Source organism: Flavobacterium amylolyticum (assembly GCF_048284335.1).
Classification (GTDB): domain Bacteria; phylum Bacteroidota; class Bacteroidia; order Flavobacteriales; family Flavobacteriaceae; genus Flavobacterium.
The window spans coordinates 568,455-587,197 of the sequence record NZ_JBLVPG010000001.1 but is presented as its reverse complement, the minus strand read 5'-3'; the positions used below and the strand labels follow the sequence as shown (position 1 = coordinate 587,197).

The 18,743-nt window shown below is 34.5% G+C and carries 14 protein-coding genes; 9 read left to right on the top strand and 5 right to left on the bottom strand.

Annotated features, from left to right (window positions below):
• The first annotated feature begins 9 nt into the window (after positions 1 to 9).
• The 9 genes from ACNQF9_RS02565 (at position 10) to queG (ending at position 12,245) form a co-directional block, all read left to right on the top strand.
• Positions 10 to 3,066 (top strand): TAT-variant-translocated molybdopterin oxidoreductase, encoded by a 3,057-nt coding sequence (locus ACNQF9_RS02565; protein WP_417958693.1) that lies wholly within the window; start codon positions 10 to 12, stop codon positions 3,064 to 3,066.
• A gap of 37 nt (positions 3,067 to 3,103) precedes the next feature.
• Positions 3,104 to 4,507, top strand: a complete 1,404-nt coding sequence (gene nrfD / locus ACNQF9_RS02560; protein WP_121364343.1) for an NrfD/PsrC family molybdoenzyme membrane anchor subunit — start codon at positions 3,104 to 3,106, stop codon at positions 4,505 to 4,507.
• Positions 4,500 to 5,024, top strand: a complete 525-nt coding sequence (locus tag ACNQF9_RS02555) for a DUF3341 domain-containing protein (RefSeq protein ID WP_091165797.1) — start codon at positions 4,500 to 4,502, stop codon at positions 5,022 to 5,024. The genes nrfD and ACNQF9_RS02555 overlap by 8 nt, the downstream gene beginning before the upstream one ends.
• A gap of 8 nt (positions 5,025 to 5,032) precedes the next feature.
• Positions 5,033 to 5,578: a c-type cytochrome gene (locus ACNQF9_RS02550; protein ID WP_417958692.1), complete on the top strand. Its 546-nt coding sequence runs from the start codon at positions 5,033 to 5,035 to the stop codon at positions 5,576 to 5,578.
• Between the two features lie 27 nt (positions 5,579 to 5,605).
• Entirely contained in the window at positions 5,606 to 7,078 is a 1,473-nt protein-coding gene (locus ACNQF9_RS02545; RefSeq protein WP_417958691.1) for a quinol:cytochrome C oxidoreductase, read from the top strand.
• A gap of 18 nt (positions 7,079 to 7,096) precedes the next feature.
• Positions 7,097 to 8,254, top strand: coding sequence for a cytochrome c oxidase subunit II (locus tag ACNQF9_RS02540; RefSeq protein WP_417958690.1), 1,158 nt, complete (start codon positions 7,097 to 7,099; stop codon positions 8,252 to 8,254).
• A gap of 28 nt (positions 8,255 to 8,282) precedes the next feature.
• Positions 8,283 to 10,079: a cytochrome c oxidase subunit I gene (locus ACNQF9_RS02535; protein WP_417958689.1), complete on the top strand. Its 1,797-nt coding sequence runs from the start codon at positions 8,283 to 8,285 to the stop codon at positions 10,077 to 10,079.
• 122 nt (positions 10,080 to 10,201) lie between these two features.
• Positions 10,202 to 11,224 (top strand): Holliday junction branch migration DNA helicase RuvB, encoded by a 1,023-nt coding sequence (gene ruvB, locus ACNQF9_RS02530; RefSeq protein ID WP_417958688.1) that lies wholly within the window; start codon positions 10,202 to 10,204, stop codon positions 11,222 to 11,224.
• Between the two features lie 97 nt (positions 11,225 to 11,321).
• Entirely contained in the window at positions 11,322 to 12,245 is a 924-nt protein-coding gene (queG, locus tag ACNQF9_RS02525; protein WP_417959388.1) for a tRNA epoxyqueuosine(34) reductase QueG, read from the top strand.
• 8 nt (positions 12,246 to 12,253) lie between these two features.
• Here queG and ACNQF9_RS02520 read toward each other — a convergent pair whose 3' ends face one another.
• From ACNQF9_RS02520 to ACNQF9_RS02500, 5 genes are all read right to left on the bottom strand, one after another.
• On the bottom strand, positions 12,254 to 13,303 hold the full coding sequence (locus tag ACNQF9_RS02520) for a LacI family DNA-binding transcriptional regulator (protein ID WP_417959387.1): 1,050 nt from the start codon (positions 13,301 to 13,303) through the stop codon (positions 12,254 to 12,256).
• A 280-nt stretch (positions 13,304 to 13,583) separates the two neighbouring features.
• The gene (locus ACNQF9_RS02515) at positions 13,584 to 14,603 is read right to left on the bottom strand and encodes a LacI family DNA-binding transcriptional regulator (protein ID WP_417958687.1); all 1,020 of its coding nucleotides are present in this window, start codon (positions 14,601 to 14,603) and stop codon (positions 13,584 to 13,586) included.
• A 139-nt stretch (positions 14,604 to 14,742) separates the two neighbouring features.
• Positions 14,743 to 16,347 (bottom strand): glycoside hydrolase family 13 protein, encoded by a 1,605-nt coding sequence (locus ACNQF9_RS02510; protein ID WP_470303278.1) that lies wholly within the window; start codon positions 16,345 to 16,347, stop codon positions 14,743 to 14,745.
• 146 nt (positions 16,348 to 16,493) lie between these two features.
• Entirely contained in the window at positions 16,494 to 17,411 is a 918-nt protein-coding gene (locus ACNQF9_RS02505; RefSeq protein ID WP_417958685.1) for a carbohydrate kinase family protein, read from the bottom strand.
• A complete protein-coding gene (locus ACNQF9_RS02500; protein ID WP_417958684.1) occupies positions 17,404 to 18,735 on the bottom strand; it encodes a sugar porter family MFS transporter in 1,332 nt (443 codons plus the stop codon). The genes ACNQF9_RS02505 and ACNQF9_RS02500 overlap by 8 nt, the downstream gene beginning before the upstream one ends.
• Positions 18,736 to 18,743: the final 8 nt, after the last annotated feature.

Below are 18,743 nucleotides of genomic sequence, written 5' to 3'. Positions count from 1 at the left end.
TATTTATATATGTCATCAAACAAAAAATACTGGAAAAGTGTTGAAGAACTAGACAAAAATAGTTCTATTGTTGAGGCGCTTAAAAATAACGAATTTGTTGAAGAGATTCCTACGGATGAATTCTTAGGAAATAATGACGCATTGTCATCTTCGTCAACATCACGTCGTGATTTTTTAAAGTACGTAGGTTTTAGTACAGCTGCAGCTACGCTTGCTGCTTGCGAAGGTCCTGTGAACAAGTCAATACCTTATGTACTTCAGCCAGAACAAATCATTCCTGGAGTTGCGGATTATTACGCTACTTCTGTTTTTGATGGATTTGATTTTGCTAATTTATTGGTAAAAACCCGCGAAGGGCGTCCTATTAAAATAGATAATAATACTATTCAGGGGGCTAAGTTTAGTGCGAATGCGAGAATTCATGCGTCTATTTTATCTTTATATGATAGCATGCGTTTGAAGCAGCCAAAAATGGAAGGTAAAAATTCAATATGGTCGGCTGTTGATTCTAAAATTAAATCAAGTATTGTTGATGCTGCCGCAAAAGGCGGACAAGTGGTACTTCTTACAAACACATTGGCTAGTCCGTCTACAGAAAAATTGATTGCTGAGTTTATCGGTAAAAATCCAAATGCTAAACACGTTGTTTATGATGCGGTATCTGAATCTGAAGCATTAGATGCTTTTGAGGCAGTTTATGGAGAAAGAGCTTTGGTAGATTACGATTTTTCTAAAGCATCTCTTATTGTTTCTGTTGGAGCTGATTTTCTTGGAGACTGGCAAGGTGGAGGATTTGATTCCGGTTATGCTAAAGGAAGAATTCCAAAAGCAGGAATGATGTCGCGCCATTTTCAATTAGAAGCAAACATGACTTTGTCCGGTGCTGCTGCTGATAAACGTGTGCCAATGTCTACGGCTAATCAAAAACAAGCATTAGTTCATGTATATAATATTGTAACGGGTTCTTCTGTTGCTGTACGTTTAGAAGATAAATTTAAAGCTGAAGTTACAAAAGCAGCTCAACAATTGAAAGCTGCTGGTTCAAAAGGAGTATTGGTATCGGGTATTCAAGATAAAAATGCTCAGTTGTTAGTTTTGGCTATCAACCAAGTGTTGGCAAGTGAAGCTTTCAGTACTTTAGGAGTTAGACAAATTAGAAAAGGTTCCAATGCAAAAGTTGCTCAATTAATTAATGATATGAAAGCTGGAAGCGTTCATACTTTGATGATGAGTGGTGTTAATCCAGTTTATACTCTAGCGGATAGTGCTTCTTTTGTTGAAGGACTTAAAAAAGTAAAAACATCAGTGGCATTTTCTTTAAAAGAAGATGAAACTGCTTTAGTAAGTACTATTGCAGCTGCTGTTCCTCATTATTTAGAATCATGGAATGATGTAAGTATTACAAAAGGTACTTATGGTATAACACAGCCTACAATTCGTCCTCTTTTTGATACCAAACAATTTCAAGATGTTTTATTGTCTTTAAATGGGCTTTCAGGGACATTCTACGATTATGTTAAAGCTACTTCTGCAACAATAATAGCAGGTTCTTCATGGAATAAAGTGCTGCATGATGGTGTTTATGTTGGAGTTATTCCAGCTGCCACTTCAGGTGGTGCTGATTATAGTGCTGCTGCAAATGCTTTGGCAAATGCAAAAGTAACTGAAGGATTAGAACTAGTTTTGTATACGAAAACGGGTATGGGTGATGGTCAGCAGGCTAACAACCCTTGGTTGCAAGAGTTTCCGGATCCAATTACAAGAGTATCTTGGGATAATTATGTTACAGTTTCGAATGCTGATGCAAAGAAATATGAACTTTCTAATGAAATTGTTGCTAATGGTGGTTTAAACGGTAGTTATGCTACTATTACAACTGCTGATGGCGTTAAATTAGAAAATGTTCCAGTAATCGTTCAACCTGGTCAAGCGGTTGGAACTGTAGGTTTAGCATTGGGTTATGGTCGTAAAGCGGCTTTGAAAGAAGAAATGATGGTAGGTTTAAATGCTTACTCTTTATATAAAGGTTTCAATAATGTGCAATCTGTAACATTGGTAAAAGCTGGAGGGGAACATGAGTTTGCTTGTGTTCAAGGTCAGAAAACGTTGATGGGTAGAGGAGATATTATTAAAGAAACTTCTTTAGAAATTTTCAATACAAAAGAGGCTCACATTTGGAATGAACAACCAATGGTTTCATTGGATCATAAAGAAGTGGAGGCAACAAAAGTAGATTTATGGAGTTCTTTTGATCGTTCAGTAGGACATCATTTTAATCTTTCTATCGATTTGAATGCTTGTACGGGTTGTGGTGCTTGTGTAATTGCATGTCATGCAGAAAACAACGTTCCTGTTGTAGGGAAATCTGAAGTGAGAAGAAGCCGTGATATGCACTGGTTGCGTATTGATAGGTATTATTCTTCTGAAAGTACTTTTGAAGGTGATAACGAAAGAAAAGAAAATATCGCAGGTTTATCAAGTTCATTATCTACATTCAACGAAATGGAAAAAGCGGGTGACAACCCACAGGTTTCTTTTCAACCGGTAATGTGTCAGCATTGTAATCATGCACCTTGTGAAACGGTTTGTCCAGTTGCTGCAACTTCACATTCTCGTCAAGGTCAAAATCACATGGCTTATAACAGATGTGTGGGTACGCGTTACTGTGCTAACAACTGTCCGTATAAAGTACGTCGTTTTAACTGGTTCTTGTATAACAAAAACAGTGAATTCGATTACAACATGAACGATGATTTAGGGCGTATGGTGTTGAATCCAGACGTGAATGTTCGTTCTCGTGGTGTTATGGAAAAATGTTCTATGTGTATTCAAATGACACAAGCTACAATTTTAAAAGCGAAAAGAGAAGGAAGAGCGATCGTTGATGGTGAATTCCAAACTGCATGTTCTAATGCTTGTTCTACAGGAGCAATGATTTTTGGAGATGTAAATGATAAAGAAGCGGAAGTGACTAAATTAGCTGCTGACGAAAGAATGTATCATTTATTGGAGCATGTTGGAACAAAACCAAATGTGATATACCACGTTAAAGTTAGAAATACCTAGTACAAAAATAATTAATTAAGAATCAATATAAAGGATTATGTCGTCTCACTACGAAGCAACCATTAGAAAACCCTTAGTTATAGGTGATAAATCTTATCACGATGTAACTGTAGATGTAGCTGCCCCTGTTGAAGGTAAAGCAAATAAACATTGGTGGATTGTATTTTCAATTGCATTAATAGCCTTCCTTTGGGGATTGGGTTGTATCATTTACACTGTATCTACAGGTATTGGAACATGGGGTTTAAATAAAACTGTTGGATGGGCTTGGGATATTACCAACTTTGTTTGGTGGGTAGGTATTGGTCATGCAGGAACTCTTATTTCTGCTGTATTGTTACTTTTTCGTCAGCGTTGGAGAATGGCTATTAACCGTTCTGCTGAAGCTATGACAATTTTCTCTGTTATTCAAGCAGGTTTATTTCCAATCATTCACATGGGTCGTCCATGGTTAGCGTATTGGGTTTTACCAATTCCGAATCAATTTGGTTCTCTTTGGGTAAACTTTAACTCGCCATTGCTTTGGGATGTATTTGCAATATCAACGTATCTTTCTGTTTCATTGGTTTTCTGGTGGACTGGTTTGCTTCCTGATTTTGCGATGTTGAGAGACAGAGCAATTACTCCTTTCAACAAACGAGTATATTCTATATTGAGTTTTGGATGGAGCGGTAGAGCAAAAGACTGGCAGCGTTTTGAAGAAGTATCTTTGGTTCTTGCAGGATTAGCTACACCACTGGTACTTTCGGTACATACGATTGTATCAATGGACTTTGCAACCTCTGTTATTCCTGGATGGCATACTACAATTTTTCCTCCATACTTTGTTGCTGGTGCGGTTTTCTCAGGTTTTGCAATGGTTAATACGTTGTTGATTATTATGAGAAAAGTATCTAATCTGGAAGCTTACATAACAGTTCAACACATTGAGTTGATGAATATTGTTATTATGATTACAGGTTCTATCGTAGGTGTGGCTTACATAACTGAATTATTTGTTGCCTGGTATTCAGGTGTCGAATATGAACAATATGCATTCCTTAACAGGGCTACTGGACCTTATTGGTGGGCATATTGGTCGATGATGACCTGTAATGTTTTTTCTCCACAGTTCATGTGGTTTAAAAAATTAAGAACAAGTATCATGTTCTCGTTTATAATTTCGATTGTTGTAAATATTGGAATGTGGTTTGAGAGATTTGTAATTATTGTTACTTCTTTACATAGAGATTATTTACCGTCATCTTGGACAATGTTTTCCCCTACATTTGTTGATATTGGAATTTTCATTGGAACAATAGGTTTCTTCTTTGTACTATTCTTATTGTATTCAAGAACATTCCCTGTTATAGCACAAGCAGAGGTAAAAACAATATTAAAAGGAACAGGAGATAATTACAAACGAGAAAGAGAAGCAAATAAAGATTCACATCATGAGTAATAAAGTAATATACGCCATTTATAATGACGATGATATTTTGATGGATGCGGTTAAAAAAACCAGAGCAGCTCATCATCATATTGAAGAAGTTTTTACTCCATTCCCAGTACACGGATTGGATAAAGCTATGGGAATTGCACCTACAAGATTAGCAATTTGTGCTTTCCTTTATGGTTGTGTAGGTATTTCGGTAGCCACAGCGATGATGAATTATATAATGATTCAGGATTGGCCGCAAGATATTGGTGGAAAACCAAGTTTTAGTTATATTGAAAACATGCCAGCGTTTGTTCCTATCATGTTTGAACTTACGGTATTTTTTGCTGCGCATTTGATGGTTATTACTTTTTATATGAGAAGTAAGTTATGGCCATTTAAAGAAGCAGAAAATCCTGATGTAAGAACTACAGATGACCACTTTTTAATGGAAGTTGCTGTAAATGACAATGAAGAAGAATTAATTTCTTTTTTCCAAAGCACGGGAGCTGTAGAAGTTAAAGTAATCGATAAGCATTAATTATAGATATGAAAAGCGTATATAAAATAACACTTTTATTTGGTATCACTATTTTAGTTTCATCATGCCATAATAATGCGGCACCAAACTATCAGTATTTTCCAAATATGTATGAGTCAGTAGGGTATGAAACCTATGCTGAGTCGAATGCATTTAAAAACGGCAAAGAAGGTCAACTTCCTGCTGAGGGGTCAGTTAATAGAGGCTTTGAGCCTTTTGAATATGAAAATTCTACTGCAGGATATGAGGCGGCGAAAGCTAATCTTAAATCTCCTTTGGATTCTTTAAATAGAAATCCAGAGAAAGGTAAGGAGCTTTTTGAAATTTATTGTATCAGTTGTCATGGTGCTTCTGGAAACGGTAAAGGGAAGTTAGTAGAAAGAGAAAAATTTCTAGGTGTTCCTAGTTATAAAGATAGAGTTATTACTGAAGGCAGTATTTTTTATGTTATAACTTATGGTTTGAATTCAATGGGTTCACATGCAAACCAGTTGAGTGCCCAAGAACGTTGGTTAGTAACTGACTATGTTCTGAAACTAAAAAGCGAATTATAATTGTTGAACAAACTGATCGTAATAGATATGTATACATTTTCAAGTAAATTAAAAACTCTTTCTTTCATCTTAATGGCCGTGGGTATATTAGGAATTGGATATGGTTTTTTAACTGCACCTAAAGATATTCAAGATGTTGAAAAGCTTCTTGCTGCCGAAAGTCATGGTGCCCATGGTGAAGCTAAACACGAAGCATCCGAGCCTTCTGTGGGTTCGCATGAGGCGACGAGTAATCACAATGAAGCTAGTGAAGATGCAAAAGTGGAGGTAGCTACTGCAGTTACTCCTACAGATGATACCACTAAAATTGCAACGGCGGTTGTAGTTGAACCAGCACATGCTGAAGCTGATATTCAAAAAGAAGGTCATGTTGTTAGTGAAGAGGCAGAACATACCGAACATTTAACACATGTGCTACATCAATTACAAAATAAGCCTTGGTCTGCTTTGTATGTTGCTTGTATTTTCTTCATGTTAGTTTCTCTTGGTGTTTTAGTTTTTTATGCTATTCAGCAAGTTGCACAGGCAGGATGGTCTCCAGTTTTATTTAGAGTAATGCAAGGAATAACGGCTTATTTACCGGTTGGATCAATTATCTTTTTTATTGTATTATTATTGTGTGGATTTCATTTGAATCACCTTTTTATATGGTTAGATCCTGAAGTAGTTGCTGCAGATAAATTGATAGCCAACAAAGCAGGGTACTTAAATTTTCCTTTTTGGATAATTAGAGCTGCTATATTTTTAATTGGATGGAATCTATACCGTTATTACTCTAGAAAAAATTGTTTGGCTCAAGATGAAGCAAATGATAATTTAAATTACAAAAAGAACTTTAAGCTTTCGGCAATGTTTCTTGTGTTTTTTATAGTGTCTGAATCTATTATGTCATGGGACTGGATCATGTCTATCGATCCGCACTGGTTTAGTACTTTATTTGGATGGTATGTTTTTGCAAGCTTCTTTGTAAGTGCTATAACTACGATTGCTTTAGTTACTTTGTATTTGAAGTCAAAAGGGGTTTTAGAGTATGTAAATACTAGTCATATTCATGATTTAGCTAAGTTTATGTTCGGGTTTAGTGTTTTTTGGACCTATTTATGGTTCTCACAATACATGTTGATCTGGTATGCTAATATTCCCGAAGAAGTAACTTACTTTATTACCAGAATAGAATTGTATAATCTTCCATTTTTTGGTGCAGTAGTTATGAATTTTGTATTTCCACTATTAATATTGATTAATACGGATTTCAAAAGAATTACTTGGGTACTAGTTATGGCTGGAGTTGTAATACTAGCAGGACATTATATTGACTTTTTTAATATGATTATGCCTGGAACCGTTGGTGACAGATGGTTTATTGGGATATCAGAAATAGCTTCTGTTCTTTTCTTTCTTGGATTATTTATTTATGTTGTATTTACAGCATTGACAAAAGTTCCTTTGTTAGCAAAAAGAAATCCTTTCATAGAAGAAAGTAAACATTTTCATTATTAATATTTAAAGAAAAAACAGATGACAAGTTTGTTGGTAATCATAGTTTTAGTTTTATTAGCTGTTGCTTTATGGCAATTGACTAAAATATTTGATCTGACGCAAGTTGGATCTAATTCAGATAGTACAGAAATAGCTACAGATAATGACAATAACGTTCAAGGTTATTTAATGTTTGGTTTTTTAGCTTTTATTTATATTTTTTCAATTTACGGATTGTTTAAATGGGGTCCTCTTGTTCTTCATACCCCAGCTTCGGCTCATGGTGCTGAAGTTGATAATTTGATGAATATTACTTGGGTTTTGATTTTTATAGTTCAGGCTATCACGCAAGTTTTATTGCATTATTTTGCTTTCAAATACAGAGGAAAAAAAGATCAAAAAGCACTTTATTTTGCTGATAATAATAAGCTAGAGGCTATTTGGAGTGTTATTCCTGCAGTTGTTTTGGCAGGATTAATTTTGTATGGTCTTTATGCTTGGACAAACATTATGTTTGTTGATGAAGATGAAGATACTGTAGTTATCGAATTGTATGCACAACAGTTTAACTGGAAAGCAAGATATTCAGGTGACGATAATGTTTTAGGGAAAGCTAATGTGCGCTATATTGAAGGCGCTAACGCAGTTGGTGTTGATTTATCAGATCCTTATGCGCAAGATGATATTGTTGTGACTGAATTGCACATACCTAAAGGAAAAAAAATTCTTTTTAAAATGCGTTCTCAGGATGTTTTACATTCGGCTTACATGCCACATTTTAGAGCACAAATGAATTGTGTTCCCGGGATGGTTACTCAATTTGCTTTTGAGCCTATTTATACCACTGCAGAATATAGAGAGTTGCCTTTTATGGTTGAAAAAGTAGCTAATATCAATGCTCTTAGAGCTAAGAAAAGTATTGATCTTGTTGCCAAAGGAGAAACTGCTTTAGATCCGTATACTTTTGATTATTTGTTGCTTTGTAATAAAATTTGTGGTGCATCACATTATAACATGCAAATGAAAATCATTGTTGATACACCTGAGGATTACAAGGCCTGGTTAAAGGATAAGTCTACTATTGTAAATGAAGTAAAAGCTGCTATGGCTGCGCCAGCTGCAACAGATGGTGCAACACCTACAGACTCAACAAAAGTAAAAGATACTGCAGGAGTTGCTGTAATGGCGATGAAATAATTATTAAGAAAATTTAAAGTATACATATATGTCAGCAGAAGGTCACGATCACGCAATGGATCACGAACACGAACATCACCATAAAGACACTTTTATTACTAAATATATCTTTAGTATTGATCACAAAATGATTGCCAAACAGTATCTTATTACAGGTATTTTTATGGGAATTATAGGAGTTGGGATGTCTATGCTATTTAGAATGCAATTAGCATGGCCAGAAGAATCATTCCGAATATTTAATATTTTATTAGGTGATAAATTTGCTCCTAATGGAGTGATGGCAAATGATATTTATCTTGCATTAGTTACCATTCACGGAACCATTATGGTATTTTTCGTGTTAACTGCCGCTTTGAGTGGTACGTTTAGTAACTTATTAATACCACTTCAAATTGGTGCTAGGGATATGGCATCCGGTTTTATGAATATGATATCATATTGGTTGTTCTTTTTGTCAAGTATAATCATGATTGGTTCCCTTTTCGTTGAAGCAGGTCCTGCGTCATCTGGGTGGACTATTTATCCTCCCTTAAGTGCTTTACCACAAGCAATTCCTGGATCAGGTATGGGAATGACATTATGGTTAGTTTCTATGGCTATATTTATTGCATCTTCTTTAATGGGATCTCTAAATTATGTAGTTACAGTTATTAATTTAAGAACAAAAGGCATGTCTATGACAAGATTACCATTGACAATTTGGGCTTTCTTTGTTACAGCAATTATTGGTATTGTATCCTTTCCTGTTCTTTTGTCTGCCGCTTTATTGTTGATTTTTGATAGGAGTTTTGGTACTTCATTCTTTTTGTCTGATATTTATATTGCAGGTGAAGTTTTGCATTATCAAGGTGGTTCACCAGTATTGTTTGAGCATTTATTTTGGTTTTTAGGTCATCCTGAAGTTTATATTGTATTATTACCGGCTTTAGGGATTACATCAGAAGTGATTGCTACAAACTCTCGTAAACCAATTTTTGGTTACAGAGCGATGATCATGTCAATTATTGCAATTGCATTTTTATCGACTATAGTTTGGGGGCACCATATGTTCATCTCGGGGATGAACCCATTCTTAGGATCTGTATTTACCTTTACGACATTATTGATTGCTATCCCATCAGCCGTAAAAGCGTTTAATTATATTACAACACTTTGGAAAGGAAATTTACAATTGAATCCAGCTATGTTGTTTTCAATTGGTTTAGTTTCTACTTTTATTACAGGTGGTTTAACTGGAATTATTCTTGGAGACAGCACCTTAGATATTAATGTACACGATACTTACTTTGTAGTAGCTCACTTTCACTTAGTAATGGGTATTTCTGCTCTTTACGGTATGTTTGCTGGTATTTACCACTGGTTCCCAAGAATGTTTGGAAGAATGCTTAATAAAAATCTTGGATATGTTCACTTTTGGGTAACAGCAATTTGTGCATATGGAGTTTTCTTTCCAATGCATTTCATTGGTTTAGCAGGTTTGCCAAGACGTTATTATACTAATACAAACTTCCCATTATTTGATGATTTACAAAACGTGAATGTTTTGATTACTACATTTGCATTAATTGGTGGAGTATTTCAATTGGTTTTCTTGTATAATTTTTTCAGTAGTATTTTTTACGGTAAAAAATCGGTCATGAATCCTTGGAAATCTAACACTTTAGAATGGACAGCACCAGTTGAACACATACATGGTAACTGGCCAGGTGAGATTCCTCATGTACACCGTTGGCCTTATGATTACAGTAATCCAGCACATGATGTGGATTTTGTACCTCAAAATGTACCGATGAAAGAGGGTGAAGAAGTTTTACACCACTAACATATACAAAAGCCTCTGCGAAAGCAGAGGCTTTTTTTGTTTGATTATCATAGTTTGATTCTTTTGTGTTTTTTAATATTTCGAGTATTTAATATTCAAAATTGCTTTGCTATCTTTGTTGCATGAATGAAAATTTAGACCCAACATCCCATGGCTACAATTCCGAAGAACTTGATCTTGAAAAAAAATTAAGACCGCTTTCTTTTGATGATTTTGCCGGTCAAGATCAAATATTAGAAAACCTTAAAGTTTTTGTTCAAGCGGCAAATCAACGTAATGAAGCACTTGACCACACTCTTTTTCATGGTCCTCCAGGACTTGGAAAAACTACTTTGGCTAATATTCTTGCAAATGAATTACAAGTTGGCATCAAAATTACTTCCGGCCCAGTTTTAGATAAGCCTGGGGATTTAGCAGGTTTGTTGACTAATCTTGAAGAAAGAGATGTTTTGTTTATCGACGAAATTCATCGCTTGAGTCCTATTGTTGAAGAATATTTATACTCTGCCATGGAGGATTTTAAAATTGATATCATGATTGAATCCGGACCAAATGCAAGGACGGTTCAAATCAATCTCAATCCGTTCACTTTAATTGGCGCCACTACACGTTCCGGTTTGTTAACGGCTCCTATGAGAGCTCGTTTTGGAATATCTTCCCGTTTACAATATTATACAACTGAGTTGCTGACCTCAATCGTAGAAAGAAGCGCTGCAATTTTTAAAATGCCAATATCATTGCAAGCTGCTGTAGAAATTGCGGGTAGAAGTAGAGGTACCCCACGTATTGCTAACGCTTTATTGCGTCGTGTGCGCGATTTTGCTCAAATTAAAGGAAATGGTACCATAGATATAGAAATTGCGCGTTATGCTCTAAAAGCACTCAATGTAGACGCTCATGGTCTGGATGAAATGGATAATAAAATACTTAACACGATTATTGATAAATTTAAGGGCGGGCCAGTTGGTTTATCTACTTTAGCGACAGCTGTATCCGAAAGCAGCGAAACTATCGAGGAGGTCTATGAACCGTTCCTTATTCAAGAAGGATTTATAATGCGAACACCACGAGGCAGAGAAGTTACTGATAAAGCGTATAAGCACTTGGGGAAAATAAACACCAATATTCAAGGAGGTTTATTTTAAGTAAAGTTAGGTATTGAGTTCGTTCTGTACTGTATCAATAATTTGGATTAAATGTGACATAATTACTAAGAATACTTCATTATAAATTCTATTTCTAATTATAAACAATAAAATTAAATATACACAATTTATCAAATCCGAAGCGAAACGTCTTGGTTTCTTATCTTGTGGTATATCCAAGGCTGGGTTTTTGGAACAAGAAGCTCCACGGTTAGAAAATTGGTTGAGTAACAACAGAAACGGTCAAATGGCGTATATGGAAAATCATTTTGATAAACGCCTTAATCCAACGTTATTGGTTGATGATGCGAAAAGTGTTGTGTCGCTTTTGCTAAATTATTATCCGCAGGAAGTTCAAAATTCTGATTCTTATAAAATTTCAAAATATGCCTTCGGTCAGGATTACCATTTTGTGATTAAAGAAAAATTAAACGAATTATTAGGTGTAATTAAAACCACAATTGGAGAGGTTTCAGGACGTGCTTTTGTTGATTCTGCACCCGTTTTGGATAAAGCTTGGGCTGCCAAGAGTGGGTTGGGCTGGATAGGGAAAAACACTAATTTGTTGACTCAAAAAGTAGGTTCTTTTTATTTTATAGCGGAATTAATTATCGATTTAGAATTGGAATATGATAATTCTACAACGGATCATTGCGGTACTTGTACTGCTTGTATTGATGCTTGTCCAACACAGGCAATCGTAGCTCCTTATGTAGTTGACGGCAGCAAATGTATTTCCTATTTTACAATTGAATTAAAAGATAATATTCCTCTAGAGATGAAAGGTAAATTTGATGAATGGGCCTTTGGCTGTGATGTTTGTCAAGATGTATGCCCTTGGAATAAATTTTCCAAAGTAAACAATGAACCTTTATTTAACCCTAATCCCGCTTTACTTTCCATGTCAAAAAAGGAATGGAACGAAATTACGGAAGAAACATTTAGAGTAATATTTAAAAATTCGCCTTTGAAAAGAGCTAAGTTTCAAGGAATAAAAAGAAACATTGATTTTCTTAAATAACGCTACAGTTAAAGCAGGTTTTTAGAAAAAGAATTATTTCTCAAAGAAGATTCTCTAATGATTACATTAGTTTCTAATTCTATTGTTCTTGGAATAAAAGGGATTCCTTCTTTATGACAATTCATTTCTTCCAATAATAACTTGAAAGCTTCAATTCCCATTTCATGGCTTGGTTGGTCTACAGTGCTTAATTTTGGTGTGAGAACTTTTGACATAAACCAATTACTGAAGCCAATTACTGCTACTTGATTTGGTACTTTTATTTGGTTGTCGTTACAATATGACAAAACTCCAACAGCAACTAAATCTGTTATAGCAAAAATGCCATCTACGTCCGGATGCTCTTTTATGATTTGTTTTGCAAAAAATCTTCCTTCTTCAAAAGTTACGTTTTCACATGTATAAACCAATTTTGTATCGAAGGGAATGCTGTTTTTTTCTAATGCTTTTTTGTAACCAATATAACGATCGATTGCATTCTGAGGGTTTAAAGGGCCGCGAATATGCGCGATTTTCTTGCATCCATTGTCGATTAAATGCTGTACAGCATTAAAGGCCGCTCTTTGATCATCTATAATAACTTTTGAACATTTAGTGAGTTTTGCAATTTTGTCAAACATCACGAAAGGAATTTTTCTATTTACTATTTCCTTAATATGATCATCATTGTTTGACTCATTAGATAGTGACATAATGATACCATCAACTCTTTTATTAATCAGTAATTCAACTTGTTTTTTTTCTAAAGCCAAAGTTTCATTTGACTGTAAGATGATAACCAAATAACCATTTTTTTCAGCTTCATCAATTATAGCATTTACTACATTAGAAAAAAAGTGATGGACTACTTCTGGAATAATCAAACCGATTGTTTTAGACTCTTTAGTTCTTAAATTTACAGCAAAGCTATTGGGTGTGTAATGTAGTTTTTGAGCAAGTTCAATCACTGCATTTTTTGTTTTCTCACTTACATCGGGATAATTTTTTAAAGCCTTAGATACTGTTGTTATAGAAATGCCTAATTTGATTGCGATTTCTTTAAGAGTAATGTCTTTCATGAATTGAATGTGTACTTGTTTAGATAAACTAAAACGTAATTTTAATTCCACTATTTTATTTAAAAGCTAGTGTTTTAATAAAATTAGTTTTAAAAAGAATAAAACGATACGATAATTTTTACCAAGATATTGAATTTTATCTAATATTTTTTTGTAATTATTAAAATAAACGAATTAATATTTTTTAGTTATAAATACGCTTCATTTGAATTTATTTAAAAAAAACATAAAAGCGAAATAGCTATAAAACAATTAGTGGTAAATGGTGCATAAGAAATTGCTAAGTAGACGCTCTTTCTATAATATTGGTTTCTAATTGTATGGATTTAAAAGCAATGGGCTTATTTTGTCTTTTTAAATTAATCTCATCAAATAGAATTTCTGCTGATTTTCTTCCAATTTCAAATCCAGGCTGGTCTACAGTTGATAGTTGTGGACTTATTACACTTGACATAAACCAATTGCTAAAACCAAAAACGGCAATTTGCCCAGGAATAGCAATGCCTACTTCATTTAGGTATTTTATAACACCAATGGCAACTAAATCTGTCACAGCAAAAATAGCATCGATTTCGGGATGTTCCGCAACTACTTTTTTTGCGTTTTCATATCCATCCTCAAAATCCATATTATTTTCACATACAAAAACTAAAGATGGATTATAAGGAATGTCATTGTCTTCTAATGCTTTTTTATATCCAAGAAAGCGGTCTATAGCGTTTTGAGGTAAATAGGAACCTCTAAAATGTGCGATTTTTTTATATCCTTTTTTTATTAAATAACACACAGCGTCATAAGCTGCCTTTTTATCATTAATGCTGACTTTAGAACAGTTAACGATTTTTGCGATTTTGTCAAAAAGTACTAACGCAGTATCGTTTGATAGAATCGCTTTTAAATGATCAAACTCTCCAGTTTCATTAGATAAAGAGATTAAAATACCATCGACTCGTTTATTCAACAAAAGATTAATTTGTTTCTTTTCCAGATCAAGTTTTTCGTTGGATTGTAAAATAATAACCATGTAATTTCTTTTCTCTGCTTCTTCTAGTATTCCTTCAATAACATTTGAGAAAAAATGGTGCACAACAGTGGGAATGATTAGTCCGATAGTCTTAGACTCTTTTGTTCTTAAATTTACCGCAAAACTGTTAGGGGTATAATTCAACTTATTGGCTAAATCAACAACGGCATTCTTTGTTTGTTGACTGACATCTGAATATCCTTTCAATGCTTTTGAAACGGTAGTTATTGAGATTCCGAGCTGCGATGCAATTTCTTTTAGAGTGGGGTTATTCATGGTTGAGTACACGGTTGGCAATAGCAAAAAACTGTTTCTTAAAAACGAATTTACAATTTATTTATTGCAAATCAATTTTCAAGAAACAGTTTAATTATAAATTAGCTAATTGTATATAATTTTTTGTTTTTTATTAGAATTATAGCGCTGTAATAATGGCCTCGTAAGGGCGTAAAACATTGTTTTTTAATTTTTTAATTCCAGTATAGTTGTCTAAAATTATTTTAGATCGTGCCATAGAAAACCCAATGTTGTACGTACTGATTTTGTCCGTGAAATTTAATAAAACTAATAATTTTTTCCCGTCCAGTTCTCTCATATAGGCAAATATATTAGGATTCTCTTTGTCTAATAATGTATATTTTCCATACACAAGTGTTGGATTTTGTTTGCGTAATTGTACTAGTTTTCTAAAATAATTCAAGACTGAATTTGGATCTTTTTCTTGAGTATTAACAGAAATGGTATTGTAATTTTGATTTACTTTTAACCAGGGTATTCCGGTGGTAAATCTTGCATTTTTATTTCTATCCCATTGCATTGGGGTTCTTCCGTTTTCTCTTGATGTTTGCTTCTGTCCTTGTAAAAAACTTTGTAAATCGCCACCTTTGTTTTTTAAACTAATATATTTGTTCCGAGTGTCCACATCAGTGTAATCTTTTATGGAGTCGAATCGGATGTTTGTCATTCCTAACTCATCACCATAATAGTAATAGGGAGTTCCTCGCATGGACATTATAAAAGTAGAAAGCATTTTGGAAGATATTTCTCGAAATTCAGAATTGTCATTACCAAACTTGCTCACCATTCTGGGTTGATCGTGGTTGCCAAGAAAAATAGAGAGCCATCCTTTGTCCTTAAAGGCGTGATCATATCGCGAGAAGATAGCTTTGTACTTTGCAAGGCCAAAATCATTCAAATGTTTACCAGAATCAACACTTTCAAAATGATAAGCGATATTCAATTCATTACGATCGGGATCTACAAAAAGTAGAGCATCTTCTGGAGAACTTCCTGCGCCTTCAGCAACTGTCATAATATCGTATTTGCTAAAAACTTCTGTATTCATTTCTTGTAAATAGTTATGCAAGTTGGGACCAACTCCATAGTGTTTTATAATATTTTTTTCATATCCTTTTGGTAATTCTTGCCAAGTGGTATCTTTGGAAGTAAACTGAAAAGCGTCCATTCTAAAGCCGTCAATCCCTTTGTCCAACCAAAATTTCATGATGTCATAGACTTCATTTCTAACGTTTGGATTTTCCCAATTTAAATCTGGTTGTTTCTGAGAAAAATAATGAAGATAATAGGAATTCGTTTGGGCATCATATTTCCAAGCGTCACTGTTTACATCAAAAAAGCTCCATCTATAAGGTGGTTTTCCCTTTTCGGCAGGCCACCAATGGTAATAATCGCGGTATTTATTGTTTCTGGAGCTTCTGGATTGTTTGAACCATTCGTGCTCATCGCTACTATGATTAACTACTAAATCCATGATGAGTTTAAGGTTTCGTTTGTGCATCTCTTTTAATAAAAGATCAAAATCTTCCATTGTGCCGAAATCCTTCAGGATCTCCCTATAATTGCTAATGTCATAGCCGTTATCATCGTTTGGGGATGTATAAATAGGATTCAACCAAACTGCATCAATCCCTAAGCTTTTCACATAGTCCAGTTTAGAAATGATCCCTTTTAAATCTCCAACTCCATTGCCGTCACAGTCTTTAAAACTCCTAGGATATATTTGATACGCAACGGCTTCTTTCCACCATTTTTTTCTATTGCAAAAGTTGTTTTTTGTGCCATCATGGAATTACAGGGTAAATAACCCAAAAGATGTAGTAGTAGCAGTGTAGTAATTTTTGTAAATTACAGTGTCATGAATTTAAATTATTGGAATGATAGTTTTTTTATTGGATTCATAAATTCAAGAATGATTTTATTTGTTATTCTGGGGTTGGCTCCTTCGTTTTTTGCTACAAGTGCACCTAATGCACATGCAAATTCAATTGCGTTTTGCGGGTCCTCATTATTTAATAATTTACTTAGTAGTCCTGCTAAAAAAGAATCTCCAGACCCTACAGTATCTATCACATCAATTTTGTAACCACTGTTGTAATACATTTTTTCATTGTAATACAACACCGCCCCATGACTTCCTTTGGTTACACAAATGTGTTTTGTGTTAGTGTGTTCCGCTATAAAAAGTATATTTTGTTCTAACGAATGGTATGGTGAGTTAAGAAAAGCACTTATCTCATACAATTCATCATCATTAAATTTAATAAAATCCGATTGTAACATTAATCGCATCAGGATGTCTTTGGAATAAAAAGGCGCACGTAAATTGACGTCAAATATTTTATATTTTGCGTAATGGATTAATTCTAATAAAGTGTTAAATGAAATTAAATCCCTGCACACAAGGCTTCCGTATACGAAAGCGTCTGCTTTTTTCACTATATTTTCGATTTCCGGATTGCAGGCTATTTTATCCCAAGCTACAGGAGCGTTTATGGTATAGGATGCCGACCCTTTTTCATTTAATGCTACGATAACTTCACCTGTAGAATAAACGGGGTCAATTTGAATGGTGTTGGTAGGGATTCCGTTTTTTTTGATAAAGTGCAATAATTCAGAACCAATTTCATCAGAGCCAATCCGACTTATAATTTGAGCGTCTACTCCCAACGAAGCTAATCGGAGTGCCACATTCAATGGGGCTCCGCCAATTTTTTTATGGGTTGGAAAAACATCAAACAATACTTCTCCAAAACAAACAACATTGAGTTTTTTGATATTATTCATGGTTAAGCATTTTATGTTCTAATTCTTCTAGGGATAATCCTTTAGTTTCGGGCATCATAAATAGTACAAATACCAATTGTAGCACCATCATAAAGGCAAAGAAGGCAAATATTGGCCAAGGATTAGCTTTGAATAAATCAATAACTACTGGCCCCGCTAACGTAATTAAAGCGGCGAAAATCCAGTGGATTCCTGTCCCAAAAGATTGGCCATTGGCACGAACATTATTTGGGAATATTTCAGAGATGAAAACCCAAATTACAGCACCTTGTCCAATGGCATGAGAAGCAATAAATAATAAGATGGATAGCATTAAAATAATAGCGCCTAAATTATTATAAAATGCTAAAGCAACCATTCCTAAACTCGCAATGTATCCAATAGAACCTATTAGCATCAGCTGTTTTCTTCCCAGAACGTCAATTAATCGCATACCAAGAATAGTAAATATTAAGTTTGTTGCACCAATCAGAATAGAATTCAATAAAGATTCTTTTGAGGCCAATCCTGCCATTTCTAGTATTTCGGGAGCATAATATAAGATAAAATTGATGCCTGATAATTGATTAAAAAAAGCCAATAGAAAAGCCAGAATTACGGGCCATTTGTATTTATTTGAAAAGATAGTAGCTTTCACTGTAGCATCAACAACATCTTTTTTTATTTCATTGAAATTCTGAAGCGCTTCTTGTTTGTCGTAAATCATTTCTAAAACTTTTAACCCCGCAGCATCATCTCTCTTTTTTAAGATTAGCCAACGCGGACTGTCTGGAATTTGCAATACTATAATGCTGTAAATCAACGCTGGTAAGGCAACAATTCCAATCATCCAGCGCCAATCATTTATACCACCAACACCTTCGAATAAATAATTAGAAAAAAACGCAATTAAGATTCCAAATACAATATTAAATTGAAAAAGAGCTACTAGTTTTCCTCTGTTTTTAGCACTTGATATTTCCGATATATATATTGGAGCAGCTACGGATGAGGCACCCACGCCAATCCCTCCAATAAACCGAAAGAAGGAAAATGTGTAAGGATCAGGCGCAAGTGCTGAACCTAAGGCGGAGACTAAAAATAAGATCCCAATCCAAAAAAGAGTCTTTTTTCGGCCTAGTCTATCACAGGGGATTCCGCCAAATAATGCGCCTAAAACAGTTCCCCATAAGGCCATTGACATAATGAAGATTCCATGAAATAAGGGTGTGGTATGCCATAATTCTTTGATGGGTAGATTAGCTCCGGATATAACTACGGTATCAAAGCCAAATAAAAATCCCGCTACTGCAACGGTAAGAGACCAATTTCGGACGTTATTCATGTTTTTGG